The 17614-nt window shown below is 44.8% G+C and carries 14 protein-coding genes; 6 read left to right on the top strand and 8 right to left on the bottom strand.

Going from position 1 to position 17614, the window contains the following annotated elements:
* Nucleotides 1–7: 7 nt before the first annotated feature.
* From BZA03_RS02535 to BZA03_RS02515, 5 genes are all read left to right on the top strand, one after another.
* A complete protein-coding gene (locus BZA03_RS02535; RefSeq protein WP_110287885.1) occupies nucleotides 8–1090 on the top strand; it encodes a PhoH family protein in 1083 nt (360 codons plus the stop codon).
* Nucleotides 1087–1563: an rRNA maturation RNase YbeY gene (gene ybeY / locus BZA03_RS02530; RefSeq protein WP_110287884.1), complete on the top strand. Its 477-nt coding sequence runs from the start codon at nucleotides 1087–1089 to the stop codon at nucleotides 1561–1563. The genes BZA03_RS02535 and ybeY overlap by 4 nt, the downstream gene beginning before the upstream one ends.
* Before the next feature lie 116 nt (nucleotides 1564–1679).
* On the top strand, nucleotides 1680–2537 hold the full coding sequence (gene corC, locus BZA03_RS02525) for a CNNM family magnesium/cobalt transport protein CorC (protein ID WP_014948991.1): 858 nt from the start codon (nucleotides 1680–1682) through the stop codon (nucleotides 2535–2537).
* Nucleotides 2538–2643: 106 nt separating this feature from the next.
* Nucleotides 2644–4149 (top strand): apolipoprotein N-acyltransferase, encoded by a 1506-nt coding sequence (gene lnt, locus BZA03_RS02520; protein ID WP_110288080.1) that lies wholly within the window; start codon nucleotides 2644–2646, stop codon nucleotides 4147–4149.
* Nucleotides 4150–4317: 168 nt separating this feature from the next.
* A complete protein-coding gene (locus BZA03_RS02515) occupies nucleotides 4318–5109 on the top strand; it encodes a hypothetical protein (RefSeq protein WP_075176292.1) in 792 nt (263 codons plus the stop codon).
* Between the two features lie 111 nt (nucleotides 5110–5220).
* On the opposite strand, the gene pta is transcribed toward BZA03_RS02515, so the two are convergent.
* Nucleotides 5221–7362 (bottom strand): phosphate acetyltransferase, encoded by a 2142-nt coding sequence (pta, locus tag BZA03_RS02510; protein WP_075176291.1) that lies wholly within the window; start codon nucleotides 7360–7362, stop codon nucleotides 5221–5223.
* 44 nt (nucleotides 7363–7406) lie between these two features.
* A complete protein-coding gene (locus BZA03_RS02505; protein ID WP_110287883.1) occupies nucleotides 7407–8588 on the bottom strand; it encodes an acetate kinase in 1182 nt (393 codons plus the stop codon).
* A 389-nt stretch (nucleotides 8589–8977) separates the two neighbouring features.
* On the opposite strand from BZA03_RS02505, the gene BZA03_RS02500 reads away from it, so the two are divergent.
* Complete coding sequence (locus BZA03_RS02500; RefSeq protein ID WP_014976128.1) at nucleotides 8978–9427, top strand: Hsp20 family protein; 450 nt, start codon at nucleotides 8978–8980, stop codon at nucleotides 9425–9427.
* Between the two features lie 101 nt (nucleotides 9428–9528).
* Here BZA03_RS02500 and BZA03_RS02495 read toward each other — a convergent pair whose 3' ends face one another.
* The 6 genes from BZA03_RS02495 to carB form a co-directional block, all read right to left on the bottom strand.
* Nucleotides 9529–9921 (bottom strand): DUF3224 domain-containing protein, encoded by a 393-nt coding sequence (locus tag BZA03_RS02495; RefSeq protein WP_075176290.1) that lies wholly within the window; start codon nucleotides 9919–9921, stop codon nucleotides 9529–9531.
* A 91-nt stretch (nucleotides 9922–10012) separates the two neighbouring features.
* On the bottom strand, nucleotides 10013–10552 hold the full coding sequence (locus BZA03_RS02490) for an NUDIX hydrolase (RefSeq protein ID WP_014976126.1): 540 nt from the start codon (nucleotides 10550–10552) through the stop codon (nucleotides 10013–10015).
* A 10-nt stretch (nucleotides 10553–10562) separates the two neighbouring features.
* Entirely contained in the window at nucleotides 10563–12413 is a 1851-nt protein-coding gene (locus BZA03_RS02485) for a hypothetical protein (protein ID WP_110287882.1), read from the bottom strand.
* A 124-nt stretch (nucleotides 12414–12537) separates the two neighbouring features.
* Nucleotides 12538–13308 (bottom strand): methyl-accepting chemotaxis protein, encoded by a 771-nt coding sequence (locus BZA03_RS02480; protein WP_110287881.1) that lies wholly within the window; start codon nucleotides 13306–13308, stop codon nucleotides 12538–12540.
* A gap of 488 nt (nucleotides 13309–13796) precedes the next feature.
* Nucleotides 13797–14273 (bottom strand): transcription elongation factor GreA, encoded by a 477-nt coding sequence (gene greA / locus BZA03_RS02470; RefSeq protein WP_014948981.1) that lies wholly within the window; start codon nucleotides 14271–14273, stop codon nucleotides 13797–13799.
* Nucleotides 14274–14390: 117 nt separating this feature from the next.
* A complete protein-coding gene (carB, locus tag BZA03_RS02465; protein WP_039230311.1) occupies nucleotides 14391–17612 on the bottom strand; it encodes a carbamoyl-phosphate synthase large subunit in 3222 nt (1073 codons plus the stop codon).
* Nucleotides 17613–17614: the final 2 nt, after the last annotated feature.

Raw genomic sequence — 17614 nt, 5'->3', positions numbered from 1 at the left:
AAGTAGCTTGAGTACATTGGTTAGTAACGAATTTGAATTAGAACCGGCAGATAGCAAACGTTTGTCGAGTTTATGTGGCCCCTTTGATGACAACATTAAACAAATTGAGCGCAGGTTAGGCGTAGAGATTACCTACCGCAATAACGCATTCAAGGTGTTGGGTGAACCGCAGCAAATAAAAAGTGCTAGCGAATTACTTAAGCTTCTTTACATAGAAACACAGCCTATCAAAGGCCGTATTCCCGAGCTAGAAGCAGAACAAGTTCACCTTGCCATTCAAGAAGCCCGCGTTATTGAAAAAGACGCAACCGGCGGCTACGGCAAAGAAGTGAATATTAAAACCAAGCGCGGTGTTATTAAGCCGCGCAATCCTAACCAAGCGCAATATGTGGCGAACATAGTAAACCACGATATTACTTTTGGTATTGGACCTGCCGGAACGGGTAAAACCTACCTAGCCGTTGCCGCTGCTGTGGATGCACTAGAGCGACAAGAAATTCGCCGTATCTTGCTTACCCGCCCTGCGGTAGAAGCGGGTGAAAAACTCGGCTTCTTGCCCGGCGACCTTTCACAAAAAGTTGACCCGTACCTTCGTCCGCTTTACGACGCCCTATTTGAAATGTTGGGCTTCGAGAAAGTAGAAAAGCTTATGGAACGCAACGTCATTGAAGTTGCACCGCTGGCCTATATGCGCGGTCGAACGCTGAACGATGCCTTTATTATCCTGGATGAAAGTCAAAACACCACGGTAGAGCAAATGAAAATGTTCTTAACCCGTATTGGCTTCAATTCAAAAGCGGTGATCACCGGTGACATCACGCAGGTAGACTTACCTCGCGGTGCAAAATCAGGTCTTCGTCATGCTATTGAAGTGTTAAGTGAAGTGGATGACATTTCTTTCAACTTCTTTAATGCTGAAGACGTGGTCCGCCACCCTGTGGTTGCGCGCATCGTAAGAGCCTATGAAGTGCACGATGCTGAACAAGAGCGTCTTCGCAAAGCACGTAAAGAAGAAGCGTTGCGACTTCAACGTGAACAGGCTTCTCAAGACGATAACGCCACGCAAACGAAAGGCGACAACGCATCGTGAGTGCCATTATTGATGTACAGCAATTGTTTGAAGGTGACGAGGCCATTTTGTCGGCCATTCCCTCACCTTCGGAACTTGAGCTTTGGGCTAACGCCGTGCTCAATTACGAAGGGTTAGCTGAGCAAGAAGTGACCATTCGCTTTACTGACGAAGCCGAAAGTCAAAGCCTTAACCATGAATACCGAGGAAAAGATAAACCCACAAATGTTTTATCTTTTCCGTTTGAAGCGCCTCCAGGTATAGAAATAAACCTTTTAGGCGACCTGGTTATTTGTGCCCCCGTTATTAGTCGAGAAGCCGAAGAACAGCATAAAGACGTAAGCAACCACTACGCGCACATGACTGTTCACGGGCTATTGCATTTAATGGGTTACGACCATATTGATGATGCGGAAGCTGAGGAAATGGAAAGCAAGGAAATTGATATTCTTGCGCACCTTGGCATTGCTAATCCTTACGAATCTATTGATTAACAATTCAATATAAACCATTGTTAGTTAAGTACTTTAACACTTAATAACAATAAAACATTGACGACCAGCGAGAACCATTTTAACGTTGGCGTTGAACTAACAATTAAACGGACATTATGAGCGACGATAATCCTCACTCTACCAACGGCTCATCAGGCAAGAGTTGGTTAGATAAACTAAAAAATTCAATTTCTGGCGAGCCGAGAAGTAAAGAAGAGTTAGTATCGGTTATTACTGATGCTGAACAGAACGAAATCATAGACCCACAAACCCGCGAAATGATTGAAGGGGTTATTGGGGTAAATGAAATGCGAGTAAGGGATATCATGATCCCTCGCGCTCAAATGACCACCATCGATGTAGAGCAAAAGGTAGAAGAGTTTTTACCTGTAATGCTTGAATCTGCTCACTCCCGTTTCCCTGTTATCAGCGAAGATAAAGACCACATCGAAGGTATCCTGTTAGCAAAAGATCTTTTGGCTTTTGCTTTTAACGCGGAAAAAGAATTTAACCTTCGCGATATTCTTCGCCCAGCGGTTATTGTTCCAGAAAGTAAACGCGTGGACGTTCTGCTTAAAGAGTTCCGTCAGCAACGCTACCACATGGCCATTGTTGTAGACGAATATGGCGGTGTGTCTGGTCTAGTCACGATTGAAGATATCCTTGAAATTATCGTGGGTGAAATTGAAGACGAATACGATACGGAAGAAGATGGTACCGATGATATTCGCCCGTTAAATAAATCAACATACTCTGTTAAAGCCTTAACACCGGTTGACGATTTTAACGAGTTTTTTGAAACCAAGTTTAGCGAAGAAGAAGCCGACACTATTGGCGGTATTGTGCTGAAAGCGTTTGGTCATATGCCTGAAACCAATGACGAAATCACCATTGGCGACATTCAATTTAAAGTGACTAACTCTGATAAGCGCCGACTTATCCAACTTAAGGTTTCAGTGCCTTCGCTCGAATAGTGAAGTAACGCAAACTACGCCTGTTTCAGCATAGGGCAGCATGATTTTATGCGTGCTCACCCTATGTTGACGTAACAACTCTATTAACCACGATCAGATGACTCCTATGCTGAAACGGTTTACTCCCCACCTTCTTCTTTTACTAAGTGGTGCAAGCTTAACCCTTGCTTTTGCTCCCTTTAACATGTGGCTTTTAACTATTCCTGCGCTTGCACTTGCTATACGTCAGGTGATAAAGCTCAAACATCGCCCATTTTTAGCCGGATGGCTGTTCGGTGCGGGATGGTTTGGGGCGGGTATAAGTTGGGTTCATGTGAGTATTGCCGACTTTGGCGGGCTTCCCATTGCGGCATCTATTGGCATTATGGCGTTGCTATGTGGCTACTTATCGCTTTATCCTGCGCTTGCCACCAAGTTAACCGCCAAGTTCTTCTCTCCTCACTTGTGGCCAATGGCGTTACCTCTTTTCTGGGTTGCGGCTGAGTGGTTACGAAGCTGGATGCTAACCGGCTTTCCATGGTTATCTTTAGGGTATAGTCAATTAGAGAGCCCTCTTTCAGGCTTTGCGCCAATCATCGGAGAAACGGGAATAAGCGCGCTTATCGTTATCAGCGCTACGCTATTTGCGTTGATACACAATAAGCGAACTTTCGCCAACGCAGTGCTAGTGGCACTGTGCTTATTTACCAGTGGCTACCTTCTTAAACAACATACTTGGGTTGCCCCCCAAAAAACCTACTCAGTAGGCATGGCTCAAGGCAACATCGCGCAAAGTCTGCGATGGGTGCCAGAGCAAGATGGTCCAACCATGGACACCTATTGGAAATTAACTGAAAGCTTATGGGATAACGACCTCATCATTTGGCCTGAAGCCGCGGTCCCTAAGTTAGAACCATTAGCCCAACCTTATCTTGCTAAAGTTAACGAAAGAGCCTTTCAAGAGAACACGGCACTTATTACGGGTATTGTTAATTACAACTGGGAAACTGATGAAGCGTGGAACAACCTAATTGTGCTAGGTAAACGTACGCCAGATGCCGCTTATCCCGACTATCAATATTTCCACAACAACCGATTTTCGAAACATCATCTATTGCCCGTAGGCGAATTCGTACCTTTTGAAGACTGGCTTCGCCCGCTCGCTCCCCTATTCGATTTACCTATGTCATCATTCTCTCGAGGTGACTATCAACAGGCAAACCTTGAAGCTAACGGCATTCACCTAGCCCCCGCTATCTGTTTTGAAATTGCGTTTCCTCATCAAGTGATGGCAAATGTATATGAAAATACCGACATGATCATAACCGTGAGTAATGATGCGTGGTTTGGTCACTCACATGGGCCTGCTCAGCATTTGCAGATAGCGCAAATGCGCGCCCTTGAGTTAGGCCGCCCTGTCGTTAGAGCGACAAATAATGGCATTACGGCTTTTATAGACCACAGAGGCGAAATAACTGCTCGGCTACCTCAATTCATGGCAGGTAATATTTCGGCGCCAGTTGTCGCAACCAGAGGGTTTACACCGTATTACCATCTTCAAGAGCTAGGTGTTTGGTTTATAGTTATTTTGCTATTTGTTTGCGCGGTCTTAATTAAACGCAGGCAGCGCTGATTGCTCAATAGCAGCGGGTTGAAACAATGTTTATGCTATGCCAATGTAGGGCCTACCCAACTTGTATTACTTAAAAAACCAGTAGGAGCGAGCTTGCGATACTAATTTCGCGAAAGAATCGTTTTAACCTCAAAGAATTCGTCTATCCAAGGAATTGAAGGAGACGCTATGAATCTTAAGGCTATATTATTTACAGTAATTGTAGTTATTGCGGCAACACTCGTCAGCTATGAAGCCAGTGCTACTATTAAACTTACCCCATGTAATGGATGTACCTATGACGGTATGAAACGGGCAGCAGAACTGAGCCAGAAAAGAGTCGGCTCAAGCAATATAGCCGTTGTAAACTTCAGGAATGCGACCGCACATAAATTTCGCACTAGTTTAGAAATTGATGGCGATGGAGAACCAGTTACAAACTCCACCCCTGTTAGTTTTTCAACTAGTGAACAACGCGACATAGATCTCTACTTTCGCTTCAGAGATGCACTCGGTGCCTATATCGCTAACTTTTCTAACCAGCTATACGACTCATCTTTAGATAGTAAAACACACATAATATCTCCGACTCACCCACAATATTCTCTTAATACTTTCGACAATAAATCTGGCTATGTCTCTAAGGGCGTCATTTTGGTCAAAGGTTCTCCCTACGAATTTTTGTCAGCTAGCTACCAACGAAACGATGTATATGACTGGTTTATTGGTGGAGCGAAAAAAGATGTTTTAGCGATTTTGGACTCATCTCTACAAGCCGTTGAATTACCAAATGGTAAAGATTTAGACCTGGACTTAAACGCAATCTTTTACACATCTCCAGAAGCACTAAAAAATGGAAATCAAAACGGAAGGATCAAGATTACTTTAGATTTTATCAATGAGGCTTTTGTAATCATAAATGCCAGAGATACAAATAATAACAGTATCCCCCTCAAAAATGACAAGCTGATGGGTGAGTAAAATACAACCAAAAGCGCAAAAAAAGGCGCTTACTTCAAATGAAGTAGCGCCGTTTTTGTTAGCAGCAACTACCTTACAACAGATAGGTAGTCTAATCTGTTAAATAGAACGTTAAACGTTACCTGCCGCCTGAATAGCAGTAAGTGCTATGGTAAATACAATATCGTCAACCAATGCACCGCGACTTAAATCGTTAACGGGCTTTCGCATGCCTTGCAGCATTGGGCCAATACACACTAGATCGAAACTACGCTGTACCGCTTTGTAAGTGGTATTTCCGGTATTGAGGTCAGGAAAAACAAACACGTTTGCCTTACCAGCAACAGGGCTATTTGGTGCCTTGCTCTTGCCCACACTTTCGATAGCCGCTGCATCGTATTGAAGTGGACCATCAATAAGTAAATCAGGGCGAAGGCTTTGCGCAATTTTGGTCGCTTCTCTCACCTTTTCTACATCGCTTCCTGCACCTGACGAACCAGTGCTGTAGCTAATCATCGCAACCCGCGGTTCAATGCCAAACATTTGTGCAGATTCCGCAGATTGAATAGCAATATCAGCGAGCTGTTGAGCGTTGGGATCTGGGTTAATTGCACAGTCGCCGTAAACCAAAACTTGGTCAGGCAACAGCATAAAAAATACTGACGACACCAAAGACGCGTTTTCAGCGGTCTTTATTAACTGGAGCGCTGGGCGAATAGTGTTCGCAGTTGTATTTACTGCACCTGACACTAATCCATCCACGTCATCTTGCTGAAGCATCATCGTGCCCAGAGTTACGTTATCTTCTAACAACTCTTGGGCAACCACTTCCGTCACACCTTTATGGCCGCGTAGCGCCACTAAGCTCTCAACATAGTCTTTTTTAATGGCCGACGGCGAGAGAATCTCAACGCCTTCGCTCAGTACAACACCTTGCTGTTCTGCTACCCGTCTAATCTCAGTTTCATCGCCTAGCAATACAGGACGAGCAAGACCCCGTTTGGCACAAATAGAGGCCGCCACCACGGTTCTTGGCTCGTTTCCTTCAGGAAGCACAATGCGTTTATTTACCTGCCTTGCACGGTTTGTTAGGTAAAAACGAAACGCTGATGGAGAGAGTTTTTTCTGGCGCGACACTTTTTGGGTAAGTGAATTTACCCAACTTGCGTCTAAACTTTCCGCAGTGTGAACCATCACCTTTTCAATGCGTTTACTGTCATCTACAGGTACTTCCTGATTAAAAGCGTGAAGTGCTTGTGCTGTTTGCCACGTATTGGAATTTACCAGCATAACCGGTAAACCCGTTTCCATGGCCTGGCTACACAACGCCATAATGTTTTCATCCGGCTGATAGCCGCCGGTAAGCAAGAGCGCGCCTAGCTTTGTGCCGTTTAATGCAGCTAAACAGCACGACACAAAAACATCGCCGCGATCACCCGACATTACAAGTAGCGCCCCCGGCTTTAAGGTGTGCGTCATATTGTGAATTTCTCGCGCGCAAAACGTGACACTACTTAAACGCCGCTCAGCCAACTCGCCTTCGTTTAACAAGCTAGCGTTAAGATGCTTCGCTACGTCGGTGGCGCGAGGAGATACTAAATCAGCGCTCCAGTCAATTGTGCCAAGTAGACTCAAGCCCTTTTTGAAAATAGGCAAATCACGTAAGGCTTGGGTTCGCTCTTCGTCGTGCTCAGGGGCTTCTATTGCGCCAATATCAGCGCGTAAGCGACCATGTTCATCAAAAGGCGCGTTAACCTTGTTGAAGATACAGCCCACTACTTTTTGACTTTTGTGACCGCCATAGGTGTCTACAACGATTTCGAGGCGATGATTGATATCCGTGGTCGACTCATTTCCCGGCACAGCCACGAAAACGATGTCGGCATCAAGTGCCCGACTAATTTCTAAATTCAGGCGCTCTGCATAAGGATGATGGCGAGTTGTCACCAATCCTTCAATAACAGTAACGGCCTCTTGAACACTGCTTTCTTCAAACCGCTCGATGATCTCCTCTAAGAGCTCATCGGTGCTGTCGTTACTGATCATTCGCTCTACGTATTCAAGCTCGAAAGGCGTGATGGGCGACACACTGGCATGGTGCGCAATAATTGCTGTAGAGCGCTCTTCGCCGTTATCGCCTTTGCGTGGCTGTGCAACGGGCTTAAAGAAATTGAGCTTTATGCCTTGTTCCTCGATAGCACGAACAAGGCCCATGCTGACCGTAGTTAGGCCCACACTTGTGCCTACGGGGATCAACATAATTCTGCGAGACATAGTTACTCCTGCTTTTGCTAACGCGTTGGCGTTGCTTATATAATTTACGCGAAGGTTGCAGCTTCTGCGGCTATCACCCATTCTTCATTTGTAGGCACAACATAAACTGCCTTTGATGCGGTATCAGCGGTAATCTTTCCACCTTGACCAAATCGCGCGTCGGTATTTCTTTGCTCATCTAAGCTAATTCCAAAGTGGGCGAAATACCCCATAGTTGTCTCACGAATAAGCGATGAGTTCTCCCCTATTCCGCCTGTAAATACAATAGCGTCTAACGTGGGCACGGCTACCATATAACCCGCGATGTATTTAGCTAAGCGATAGCAAAAAATTTCAATGGCCAATAATGCACCTTCGTGACCTTCAAGCGCCGCATCTTCAAGGGTTCGACAGTCGTTACTCAGCTCTGAGATACCAAGTAATCCAGACTGTTTGTTCAGTAAATCACTTATCTCATCTGCGGTTTTGCCAAGCTTCTTCTGCAACGTTCCCGGTAGACTCGGATCTAAGTCGCCACAGCGAGTGCCCATAACTAAGCCTTCAAGAGGAATAAAGCCAAGGCTTGTGTCTACTGCCACACCTTTTTCTATAGCCGACACACTGCAGCCATTGCCTAGGTGGGCACTGATAATGCTGGTATCTGAAACCGGCTTCTCAAGAATTTTTGCCATGCTATCAAGTATGAACTTGTGACTGGTTCCATGGAATCCGTAGCGTCTTATGCCGTGCTCGCGATAAAGCGACATGGGTAAAGCATAAATGAAGGCTTTTTGGGGTAAGGTTTGAAAGAAAGAAGTATCAAATACGACTACGTGAGGCAGGTCAGGGTAAGCCTCTTGCGCCGTGACGATCCCCTTTAGGTTCGCCATATTATGAAGCGGAGCCATGCTTGCATAATCTTCAATTGCTTTTAGTACGCTATCATCGACAAGTGCAGCCTGCTTAAACTTTTCACCACCATGAACAACACGATGCCCTATTGCGATAGGCTTAACGCCCGTACTAGCGATAACTTCTGAAATTGCGCTTAACGCTTCGGTATGGCCAGCTTTTTCAGGTAGTGCGCGTTTTTCTTTTTTGCCGTTTAACTTGTAAGACAAACTAGCATCACTATTACCTAGTGCTTCAGCAATACCAGACAGTCCAGCCTCTCCAGTGTCAGCGTCAATTATCGCGAACTTTACGGACGAACTGCCGCAATTTAAAACTATAACTTCTTTCTTCATTTTTTAAATTTACAAATAAAAGTGGTAAGACATTTTGCTTAACCAAATTGTAGCATTTATAAACAACCGGATTGGTTAAACAATTGCTAAATGTTTTATAAAAAACCTCGCATACACTTATTGTATGTGAGGTTTTTTCTCAATATTTATTGAAAAGCATGCGATTCATTTCATGCCGTAAAAAAAGAAACAAATAAAACCAATAAATACATACACTTAAAATTAAATCCAAGTTTTTTGGAAAAAATATGCATTTTCTTTCTTGAAAAGTATTTGGACCATTCCTATATCTGATTTGTCGGCGCTGAAAGGTCAGGTCGACAAAACCGCCGCCGCAGAGTCGGGGCATTTAAACTTTTAACATATTGCTTAATTTTGAGGATATGACTATGCGTACTATCGATCTATCTCCACTTTACCGTTCATTCATTGGTTCTGATCACCTAGCGTCATTAATTGATGCAGCATCTCGTGCTGAGAAGCAAAGTACCTACCCGCCGTATAACATAGAGTTACTTGGCGATGACAAGTATCGTGTAACCATGGCCATTGCCGGCTTTAGTAAAGACGACGTTTCTATTCAGGTTGAAGAAAACACGTTGACGATTACGGGCACGAAGAAAACGGAAGCGGACGATAAAGAAAGCAAAGAGCGTAAGTTCTTACACAAGGGCATTTCAGAGCGTAACTTTGAGCGTAAATTCCAACTTGGCGACCATGTAAAAGTGCTAGCTGCAGATATGGAAAACGGTCTGTTACACATCGATATGGAGCGAGTCATTCCTGAAGCCAAGAAACCTCGTCAAATAGAGATTGGTTCTCGTTTAATTGAAAATTAATAGTTAGTTTCTTGGTTTGTTTCCCAACTTTTAGCGGCGCCTTTCGGCGCCGTTTTTTTTGGGCTTAAAAAAATCGCTTTTCGTTGGCGCTTACCCATTAATCAAGCGTTGTCGATTTCAATGGCGTAATCAGCTTTACCCGATTCACCAGACTTAAAGTTACCTCGAAGGTTTTTTCCCGTCAGTTCACCTGTAGCAGACCCTTCAATTGATATAAATTCGCTGCTTGCAACTCCATTCTCAAACTTACCGGCATGCTGAAAAGTAACCGTGCCGCGCATACCGTTTACTACGCCAACGAAGCTTTCAAACCCGGTAAATTTGGCAGACATCTGAGATTGATAAGACATCAAAAACTCGACATTAGATTCGCCACTCATTTCACCAGAATACACCTGCTTAATACTAGCGTGAGATACCTTAATTCCCTCCGATCTTTCACTAAGTGTGTCTTCGTCCCATTGAGTAATGGAAAAGCTTCCTTTGAACGCCATAAATATCTCTTTATAAATGGTTTTTAGTTATAAACTGTAAACCCTAGCTTCTCAGAAAGGAAAAAACAGTCAGCAAATTGTAACAGGGTGTTTAGATAATCCCCTTAAGCATGGCTAACCCCACTGCGTTACAGGTGCTTGCGTCCTTGATTTCTCCACGCTTTATTTTCTCCTTTAATTCATTTAAGGAGAGTGAAACAACGCGCAAGTCTTCTTCCTCAACATCGAGTTTTTGTGCGCCTTGGGTGAGGCCTTTAGCTACATAAATGTGATAACCCTGATTACAAAAACCGTATGCTAAATATTGAAAACCCACATATTCCATTGAATCTGCAGTTAAGCCTGTCTCTTCTTTAAGTTCACCTTTCGCCAATTCAACAGGGTCGACATCAGGGTTACTTTCCCATGCACCTTGAGGCAACTCAAGCTGGCGCTCTTTTATGGTATAGCGATATTGCTCAACCATGTAAACCGTATCGCCTTCTATCGGCAAAATAATAGCGAAGTCAGGCTTTTCCACCACGCCGTAAATGCCTTCGTTTCCACTGCTGCGTTGTATTTTGTCTTCTCTTACGCGAAGCCATTTGTTTTCGTACACAACTTTTGTATCTAGTGTTTTAATATCAGCCATGCCTCACTCCTCACTCACTGTCTTTTTCGTTTCGAAGAAAACCTGCACTTTCTTCCGTCTCTTTAAGTGTTAGACGATCGTCAGGGTTTTTATTAAACGCTCGGGTTTGTTGATTAACTTGATGAATGGTACTTGCATTGGCTAAGTCTGATTCATTAGTGATGGAAGCGATGGTCTCTCTACCGCGTAAGAATGCTTTAATTTCGTCGACGATTTCCTTCAATTCTCCGTCGTTTTTGTTCATTCCCATTACAAAGCGCGGGGCTTCCAGATTGTTCATACCGCTAGTGGCGAATATAGAAGTGTTAATTCGGCTAGTAATGATCCACGGTGTGATACTGCTTCTAACTACGACATTTTCAGACCGTGTAGAATCGTGAATTGCCATACCTGTTGAAACTCTAGACTCGGTATACGTGCCTTCGGTTTTCATGTACATAAGCAAAGAGTTAAAGTTCAGCTCGCCCCAAAACATGTGAGACGCGTTGTTTAAAATACTTCCTGCCGCTCTGAAAGTAAGCCAAGCGAATATCAGCATGAGCAAATTATTGACCATAGAAAAAGCATTGTTCAACAGTGCGCTGTTATCTACACCGATATTGATAACCAGATGTAGTAGCTCAGCGAGCTGTACGCCAGATGAGTAAAACAATACCGCGGCAACAACGACGGCAACTTGCGCAATGGCGCTCAGCGCTACTTTAGCCCCTCTGGGTAATGCCAACCCCTCACTGAGGGTTGGCTGAGTTTCTATCAGTAATTCCCCTTCGAAACTACCCTTCCCTTCAGCCTGCTCTTTAAGCTTAGGAACAAAGTCTGCGTATATTCTGTTTGGGACTTCCTTGTAACGACGGTTGGCAAGCACGATGTTTTCTATATTGATAAAAATCTCATTGGGATGAACAGACTCTTGCATGTTTGCTCGAAATTCGCTGACTTCAGTTTGTGGTGTCACTAAATCCATGCGCTTTTTAAGTAATGGAAATACAAGACCTATCACCACGCCGATACTGATGAAAAGGTATACAAAGTTCAGCCAAGCGCTAAAAAAAGCGTGTTCTTCAGACCAGGTTTTAAGTTCATTGATATTACTTCCCACCACACCATCGAGAAACACACCCGCACCAAGAGGAACGACTAGTGCTAATCCAATGATTACACCAATTGACAACCCTCCCGCTTTAGCAAGTTGCGAGTTTCCTTCGTTATGGATGCCCTTTGCCGTAGAGGTCCAGTTGGCAACAAAATAGATAAGCAATACCAAAGAAAGAACAGGCATAACGACAATTTTTGCGACTTCACCTGCAAAGCCATTACTTACTAAAAAATAGACGATGGCGTAGGTAACTAAGCCCACGATAAGTGTCGCCCCCATGGCTAAAATTTCTTGGGCAAGATGGCGTAGCGGGTAAGGTAAGAAAACAAGCTTAGGAAAAACGCTGTGAACTAGCCGAGCGAGCCAGCCTTTTGGCTCCTCAAAGGTAGTGTTTCTTCTACCCATAAGCATAGAGTGCAGTGACTCTTTTGAATAAAGCAGGGATTTTTGCTCTGCCTGAGCAGCATCTTGTTCAGATTTTGAGAAGTTGTAGGCCAGTGAAGTGGGAACCGTTCTACCTACAAAAAAGCGCATAAGTTGAAGGATACCAACCGCCGTATGGCGTATTCCCGATACCACTAAAACAAAACCAACCGCTAGCAAGGTATAGCCTTTCACCTTGTTGGCTTCAAATATTGCCGGCACTGTGAAAACAACGTAAACCGCTAACAATAGCGTTATGACACCACCCAGTGTTCTAAGCGCTCCTTCTGTCTTAAATGGGTTCTTTATCCCTAGCGTCTGAGAACCAAAATCATAAGCCATGATGCATCCTTTCGAAAACAAAAGGAAAAATCATACTTAGTGTAAGTAGATTGAGCAATGATTTTAAGTAGAGCGCCCGCCAGTCAGAGACTACAATTTTTTAAACTCGGGCTATTTACCGTTCTTAATCTACGTTAAACCCCGCGATAGTGCGTTGCAGTAACTGGTTGTTGCGCTGCATTTCATCAGACAGCTCAGACAATTGTTGTGCAATGTGAAGTTCGTGCCGCGCCGCTTCCTCAACCGCTACTACATCTTTAGCTACCACTTCCGTGGTCACTGACTGTTGCTCGGCCGCAGACGACATATTATTCGCCATAAGCTCGAGCTCGCACGCTGCTTCTTTCACCTTTTCCGCAGTTTGCCGCCCTTCAATAGTTGTATTCATTGACGCTTCTATAGATACAACATTCTTGTTGATATCATCGACAACAATTACGCTGGCGTCCTTTAGGCTCACTAACAGCGTAGGTATTTTATCTGACGATTCCCTGCTACTTTGTGCAAGCTTTCTTACTTCGTCAGCAACAACGGCAAAGCCTCGGCCATGCTCCCCTGCTCTAGCAGCTTCAATTGCTGCATTAAGTGCGAGAAGATTAGTTTGGTCGGAAAGGGTATTGATAGTTTCCAGTATATTTCCTATTTCGCTGACTTTCATTTCCATTTGAGCCGCATTAGATTGAACATTTCGAATATCATCTGAAAGCACTACCATGCTCTTTCGTATATTGTCGTTGGCTAAGAGCGAATGGTCAGCTAAACGATCTAGGCTTTGACTCGCATTAAGCGTTGCCAACGAAGAACTGGCAATCTCACGGCTTGTTACCACCACCTCTTCAACCGCCGATGCAATATTAGTGGTGAGTTGCTGAGTACTCCCAGCGTCACCTAGCATTTCAGCGCACGCCGTTTCTAAATTGTTTGATAATCGAGAGCTTGTGCTTATCGACTGGCCTAACCCCCGAATAAGGTCACGTAAAGCTAAGATGGTTGTGTTAACAGTACGAGATGCATCACTTCTTTCGAAGCAACGGATTAATGAAAAGGTGATAAAACCGATACATCTACAACTGGTTCCAGAGCTAAGTATAGGCCTCTTTGTAAAAGCGGTGGATTTTTATACTAAAAATCGCATGTATTTTGGGATAGGAAAACGCAAAAGTGAGCTAACGGGACAGCGTCATCACTTAATTTTATTCTTAAAGTACGAGCGCAATAGGAACAGGGCTAACCGTTGAGTTCAATCAATGCTTATTAAACAACAATAGACAGGCAAGAAAATTAAAAAACGCTTTGGCTTAACAGATTACAAATCCATGATCGGATTCAGAAGTTTTGTGACGGAAAATATAGCCAGCAGAAGGACTCTGCTGGCTTGCGTAGTTAGATATATTCTACTTCGATGATTTCAACTTCAACTGCGCCGGCTGGCGTTTGAATCGTTACCATGTCATCAAGCTCTTTACCTATTAGACCACGAGCGATAGGTGAATTAACCGAAATCAAGTTGTTCTTAATATCAGCTTCGTCATCACCAACAATACGGTAGGTGGTTTCTTCATCGGTATCGACGTTTAGAATGGTTACGGTAGTACCGAAAATAACCTTACCCGTATTTTCCATTTTGGTAACGTCGATAATCTGTGCATTTGATAGCTTGCCTTCAATATCTTGAATGCGGCCTTCACAGAAGCTTTGCTGCTCACGGGCCGCGTGATACTCAGCATTTTCTTTTAAGTCACCATGTTCACGTGCTTCGGCAATAGACTCGATAATACGTGGGCGTGTTTTGGTTTTTAGCTCATTTAATTCGTCACGCAGCATTTGAGCGCCGCGCGCTGTCATTGGATACTGACTCATGAATACCGTCTCACTTAGCTAGTAATTTAAACAGAAAAGTGCGCCGCGAAGGCGCACTTTTTATTCGTTCACACAAATGTAATATTGCTAGGATACCTCGTATCCTAGCGTATGTCATTAGTGTTTGAGTCTAGCGTGTAGTTCTTGAACTGACGCCACTTTATTGCGGTCATCAGCAGACTTAGCACGGATAGTTGCGAACGCTGCGTTCATTGTCGTGGTGTAGGTTACCTTGTTTAGCAAGGCTTCACGACGAATGTACACTGAGTCGGTGATGGCTTGACGACCTTCTGTTGTATTAATCAAATACGCGTATTCGCCATTTTTGATTGCATCAACAATATTAGGGCGGCCTTCAGACATCTTATTAACCACAGTACTCATGATGCCTGCATCATAAAGCTCGGTAGCTGTACCGCGGGTAGCTTCAATGCTGAAGCCCGCTTCAACCAACGCTTTTGCCAGAGCAATCATACGAGGCTTGTCGGTATCACGTACTGAAATAAGCGCTTTACCTTGCTTAGGTAGTGGCGCACCCGCACCTAAGTTAGCTTTAGCATAGGCTTCTTCGAAGGTATCGCCAACGCCCATTACTTCACCCGTTGAGCGCATCTCTGGGCCTAGCAGTGGGTCAACACCTTGGAACTTAGCAAATGGAAGCACCACTTCTTTCACAGAGTAGAAAGGTGGAATCACTTCTTCTGTTACGCCCTGCTCGGCTAGGCTCACGCCAGCCATTACACGTGCTGCAACTTTAGCAAGAGGTACACCCGTTGCCTTAGAAACGAATGGAACGGTACGTGCTGCACGAGGGTTAACCTCGATTAGGTATACTTCACCATCTTTAATCGCAAACTGTGTGTTCATCAGACCGACTACGCCAAGTTCAAGCGCCATGGCTTTAACTTGTTCGCGCATGACATCTTGAATCTCTTTTGAAAGCGAGTGTGGAGGTAATGAACACGCAGAGTCACCAGAGTGAACACCCGCTTGTTCAATGTGTTCCATGATGCCGCCAATCACTACGTCTTTACCGTCGCAAATAGCGTCGATATCAACTTCAATAGCATCATCCAAGAAACGGTCTAGCAATACTGGCGCGTCGTTGGACACTTTAACCGCTTCATTAAGGTAACGCTTAAGATCTTTGAGGTCATACACGATTTCCATCGCACGACCACCTAGCACGTAGCTTGGACGAACCACTAGCGGGAAGCCAATCTCTTCAGCCATAGTTAGCGCTTGCTCAACGTTAGTTACCGTGGCATTCGCAGGCTGCTTGAGGTTAAGCTTGTTCACCATTTGCTGGAAGCGCTCACGGTCTTCGGCACGGTCAATCGCTTCTGGTGAGGTACCGATAACCGGTACACCCGCCGCCTCTAGTGCACGCGCAAGTTTAAGTGGCGTTTGACCACCATACTGCACGATAACGCCTTTAGGCTGCTCTTTAGCAACGATTTCAAGTACATCTTCCAACGTTACTGGCTCGAAGTACAGACGGTCTGATGTGTCGTAATCGGTAGATACTGTCTCAGGGTTACAGTTAACCATAATGGTCTCGTAACCGTCTTCACGCATTGAAAGCGCCGCGTGAACACAGCAGTAGTCGAACTCAATACCTTGACCAATTCGGTTTGGACCGCCGCCCAAAACCATAATCTTGTCTTTGTCAGTTGGCGCTGCTTCACACTCTTCGTCATAAGTTGAGTACATATAAGCAGTACTGGTAGAGAATTCTGCTGCACAAGTATCTACACGCTTGTAGACAGGAGAAACACCAAAGTCACGACGGGTTTCACGAATATCGCTTTCTGCCACTTTGGTTAGCTCAGCAAGACGCGCATCAGAGAAGCCTTTACGCTTAAGTGCGCGCATAAAGTCAGCATCAATACCTGGTAAACCAAGCTCAGCTACTTTTGCTTCAAGAAGAATAAGGTCCTCAAGCTGTACAAGGTACCAGCGGTCGATATTAGTAAGGTTAAATACCTCTTCAACCGTCATGCCCATACGGAATGCATCACCGATGTACCAAATGCGCTCTGCACCAGGCTGACGAAGTTCATAAACCACTTTATTACGTGACTCAGGGTCTTCAAGGTCAACCATTGGGTTCAGGCCTGTCGCACCTACTTCAAGACCGCGAAGGGCTTTTTGCAGTGATTCTTGCTGGTTACGGCCAATGGCCATCACTTCACCTACCGACTTCATTTGAGTAGTCAGTCGGTCGTTAGCACCGGCAAACTTCTCAAAGTTAAAGCGTGGGATCTTAGTCACTACGTAGTCGATAGACGGCTCGAAAGATGCTGGCGTTAGGCCACCTGTAATGTCGTTTGCTAATTCATCTAGCGTATAACCTACCGCAAGTTTTGCTGCTACTTTCGCAATTGGGAAACCTGTTGCTTTCGAAGCAAGCGCTGATGAACGCGATACGCGAGGATTCATTTCGATGATTACTACACGACCAGTTTTCGGATCTACACCGAACTGTACGTTTGAACCACCGGTTTCAACACCAATCTCGCGCAGTACAGCCATCGCTGCATTACGCATTAGCTGGAATTCTTTGTCAGTCAGGGTTTGTGCTGGAGCAACTGTGATTGAGTCGCCGGTATGCACGCCCATAGGGTCGAAGTTTTCGATAGTACATACAATAATGCAGTTATCTGCTTTATCGCGTACTACTTCCATTTCGTACTCTTTCCAACCTAGCAACGATTCATCGATAAGCAGCTCGTTGGTAGGAGAAAGGTCTAAGCCACGGTGACAAATTTCATTAAATTCATCAATGTTGTACGCGATACCGCCGCCGGTTCCACCCATGGTGAAAGACGGACGAATGATACAAGGGAAGCCGATGCGGCTTAGTACATCGTGCGCTTCATCCATGCTGTGCGCGATTTCCGCACGTGGACACTCAAGGCCGATGTTTTTCATTGCTTTGTCAAAGCGCTCGCGGTTTTCTGCTTTATCGATTGCATCTGCCGTTGCACCGATGAGCTCACAACCGAACTCTTCAAGTACGCCGTGCTTGTCTAGCTCTAGCGCACAGTTAAGCGCAGTTTGTCCACCCATCGTAGGTAAGATGGCATCTGGACGTTCTTTTTCGATGATCTTGCGAACCACTTCCCAGTGAATAGGCTCGATGTAAGTCGCATCTGCCATTTCTGGGTCGGTCATAATGGTTGCTGGGTTAGAGTTAACCAAAATAACACGGTAGCCTTCTTCTCGAAGGGCTTTACACGCTTGCGCGCCTGAATAATCGAATTCACAAGCCTGGCCGATAACAATAGGGCCAGCACCAATGATAAGAATACTTTGTATGTCGGTACGTTTTGGCATAG

Source organism: Alteromonas sp. I10 (assembly GCF_003201515.1).
Taxonomy (GTDB): domain Bacteria; phylum Pseudomonadota; class Gammaproteobacteria; order Enterobacterales; family Alteromonadaceae; genus Alteromonas; species Alteromonas macleodii.
Note: the sequence above shows the minus strand (reverse complement) of the source record. Positions and strands in the feature narration are given on the sequence as shown.